The organism is Paraburkholderia sp. Ac-20347, assembly GCF_017104805.1.
Classification (GTDB): Bacteria; Pseudomonadota; Gammaproteobacteria; order Burkholderiales; family Burkholderiaceae; genus Paraburkholderia; species Paraburkholderia tropica.
In genome coordinates, this window is record NZ_JAAGPN010000469.1 from 1 (window position 1) to 3,337 (window position 3,337).

Annotated in this window: 3 protein-coding genes and 1 pseudogene; 1 reads left to right on the plus strand and 3 read right to left on the minus strand. The window is 67.4% G+C overall.

The window, feature by feature from the left end; all coding sequences use genetic code 11:
• Positions 1-395 (plus strand): annotated as a pseudogene (locus G3N97_RS37585) (Na+/H+ antiporter); the annotation flags it as partial.
• Positions 396-521: 126 nt separating this feature from the next.
• On the opposite strand, the gene G3N97_RS37590 reads toward G3N97_RS37585, so the two are convergent.
• From G3N97_RS37590 to G3N97_RS37600, 3 genes are all read right to left on the minus strand, one after another.
• Positions 522-1,823 carry a solute carrier family 23 protein gene (locus G3N97_RS37590; protein WP_205997812.1) on the minus strand — a complete coding sequence of 434 codons (1,302 nt, stop codon included), beginning with the start codon at positions 1,821-1,823 and terminating at the stop codon, positions 522-524.
• Positions 1,824-2,335: 512 nt separating this feature from the next.
• Entirely contained in the window at positions 2,336-2,992 is a 657-nt protein-coding gene (locus G3N97_RS37595; RefSeq protein WP_205997813.1) for a DUF2239 family protein, read from the minus strand.
• A 105-nt stretch (positions 2,993-3,097) separates the two neighbouring features.
• Positions 3,098-3,337: diguanylate cyclase (locus tag G3N97_RS37600; RefSeq protein WP_205997814.1), on the minus strand; the 240-nt coding region annotated here is incomplete at its 5' end.

Genomic DNA, 3,337 nt, shown 5'->3' on the forward strand with positions numbered 1-3,337 from the left:
GCGGCGCGCATCCGGCGCACGTGGCCGAGGAACGCGCCGCGCGCGTGCAGGCCGCGCAGGCCGCGATCCGCGCCGTCGACGCGCTGCACGAGACCGCCACGGAAGACATGAACGAATCGCAGTCCGCCTACGCCGCCGACACCACCGCCCGCGTGATGGACACCTATCGCCGCCGCCTCGCGACGCTCGACGCCGACCGCGATCTCAGCAAGCACGCGCGCGAAGCCGAATCGCTCGAATTGCAGATGCGCCTCGCGGCCATGCGCGCCGAACGCGCGACGCTGCTCGACCTGCGCAACAAGCAGACGATCAACGACGAAACGCTCGCCAAGCTGATGCGCGAAGTCGACCTCTCGGAAACGGCGATGACCACGCGCGGACGCAATCGCGGCTGACACGTCACGCTGCGCAGCGCTGCATCACGCCGCGCTACGCGCAATAAAAAACGCGACGCCCTTGCGGGCCGTCGCGTTTTTTTCGTCTGCGCTACACGGGTTACGCCGCGCGCGCGAGAGCGGGAATCAGACCGCCGCGTCCTGCGCCGACTTCTTGCGCAGCAGCGCGTAGAGCACGATCGCGCCGAACGTCGCGGTGCCGATGCCGCCGAGACCGAAGTTGCCGAGCTTGAGCGAGAAGTCGCCCGCGCCGAGCACCAGCGTGACGGCCGCGACGATCAGGTTGCGGTTGTCCGAGAAGTCGACCTTGTTGACGACCCAGATGCGCGCGCCCGTCACCGCGATCAGACCGAACACGACGATCGACACGCCGCCGAGCACCGGACCCGGAATCGTCTGGATCACCGCGCCGAACTTCGGCGAGAAGCCGAGCACGAGCGCGATCACCGCGGCGATGGCGAACACCAGCGTCGAGTAGATCTTGGTGACGGCCATCACGCCGATGTTTTCCGCGTAGGTCGTCACGCCCGTGCCACCCGCGAAGCCCGAGACGATGGTCGCGAGACCGTCGCCGATGAACGCGCGGCCCACGTAGCGGTCGAGGTTGTGGCCCGTCATCGCCGACACGGCCTTGATGTGGCCGAGATTTTCCGCGACGAGAATCACGGCGATCGGCACGAGCAGCGCCATCGCATGCGGATCGAACACGGGCGCGCTGAACTTCGGCATGCCGAACCACGCGGCGTTCCCGACGATCGCAAAGTCGATCGGCTTGCCGAGGCCCATGCCGTTGGTGACGATCGCGTAGATCACGTAGGCGATGATCAGGCCGACGAGAATCAGCAGGCGTTGCAGCATGCCGCGCGTGAACACGGCCACGCCGCCGACGCAGAGCACGGTGACGAGCGCCATCCACGAATCGAACTGCGAGCCGCTCACGCCCTTCACGGCGATCGGCGCGAGGTTCAGGCCGATCACGCAGACGATCGCGCCGGTCACGACCGGCGGCATGAGCGTCTCGATCCACTTGGTGCCGATGGCCGAGACCAGCACGCCGATCAGCGCATAGACCACGCCGCACGCAATGATGCCGCCGAGCGCGACCGGAATGTTCGGATTCGCGCCGTGGCCGCTATAGCCGGTGGCCGCGATCACGAGGCCGATGAACGCGAAGCTCGAACCGAGATAGCTCGGCACGCGTCCGCCCACGACCACGAAGAACAGCAGCGTGCCGATGCCCGACATGAAAATGCAGAGGTTGGGATCGAAGCCCATCAGCAGCGGCGCGAGCACGGTCGAGCCGAACATGGCGACGACGTGCTGCACGCCCATCGCGAACATCTGCGGCCAGGCGAGGCGCTCGTCGGGCGCGACGACGGTTTTGGCGTCCGTCTGCGCGCGCCAGCGCGGGAAATAGGAATCGGACATCGGGAGCTCCTTTTGTGCCGTGATCGGCGGGCGCGCTGGCGCGACGGGGCGCGGCGCGGGCCGGATCGGATTCTGTTTATCGGAACGGGGCGCGAGCCGGATGCGGCGTGCGCCGCACGCCCCGGGATTCGCTGATGCCCTTGATGGAAATCAGGCGCGAGTGTACGGAGCCGCAATCGGCGTGGCAAGGCGGGCATCCGCGCATGTGGGCCGGACGAAACAGGCGGCGGCGATAGATTTCGCCGCTGTTTCGTCGCTCGATTCCCCCGCCTCGCTCCGATACGAGTTTCGGACTAATCCTATATCGAGCGGGAAGGGCCGGGCATAGACTGAAATCTCTGCGTGACCCCATGACAGTTCATGCAGAGGTTGTAAGTTGTAAACTCTCCGACTTCCCGCTCATGCCGTTCTGGCCTGAGCGGTTTTTTTTGTGCGGCCGTTTGATGCGGCCGTGGGCGGAGATTCGCGGACATTCGCGGAATTTTGCGAACGCTCGCGAACGCCGCACCACGTCAGGCGAACGCGTCCTGCGCGAGTTCCCGCACGTAGTCCCGCACGCCTTCGGGCCAGTCCACGCTCCACGCCTCGAAACGCGCCCGCTCGCCCGCATAGAGCGCGCGCAACGCCTCCTCGTAACCCGGCAGATTGCCCGCCAGCGCCGTCATGAAACGATGCACGGCTTCGCGCGAGGCGCGCACGCGATGCTTTTCCTCGCCCGCGATCCGCGCCGTTTCCACCAGCTTGCGCAGCACCACCGACGCCCCGCCCGGCTGCGCCGCCAGCCAGTCCCAGTGACGCGGCAGCAGCGTGACCTCGCGCGCCACCACGCCGAGCTTCGGACGGCCGCGGCCGCGCGGCGCGTCGTCGGCGGATTCCTGATCGGCGGATGCGTCAGTGGACTGCGCCGCTTCCTGAGCGGCCTCCTGAGCGCGCGCCTGCCAGGCGGCGTCAGCGGCGAGGCGCGCGGCCACGTCAGCAGGACGTCCGCGCAGATCGAACTCGACCGGACGCGCGTCGCGGTCGTCGAAGATCAGCACCGATGCCGATGCATCGCGCTCCAGTTCCGCCTTCACCGCGAGCGCCACGTCCAGCGCCGCGCCGCGCGCCAGCAAGCGCGTGCCCGCAAAAGCCGTGACGCCGTGCGCCACCGTGTGTTGAATCGCTGCCATGTCGATTACTCCGTTCGAATCGTGCAGCGAATATTACCCGGGTAAATTGTATAACGCAATATCACCCGGGTAATATTTATTGACGAACGACAACGTGCAATCCGCTCAGAGATCCGGTCCGGCGTCCTGCGGCTCGCGCGCGACGCTCGGCTGCCAGACGGCCACGCGGTTGCGGCCCGCGCGCTTGGCCGTGTAGAGCGCGGCATCGGCGGCTTCGATCAGCGCGCGCCAGTTCTCGAAGCCGCGCTCCGAGGTGCTGGCCACGCCCACGCTGGCCGTCAGCACGCCGTTCGGACTGTCCTCGTGCGGCACCGCCAATGCCTCGATCGCCGCACGCAGCCGCTC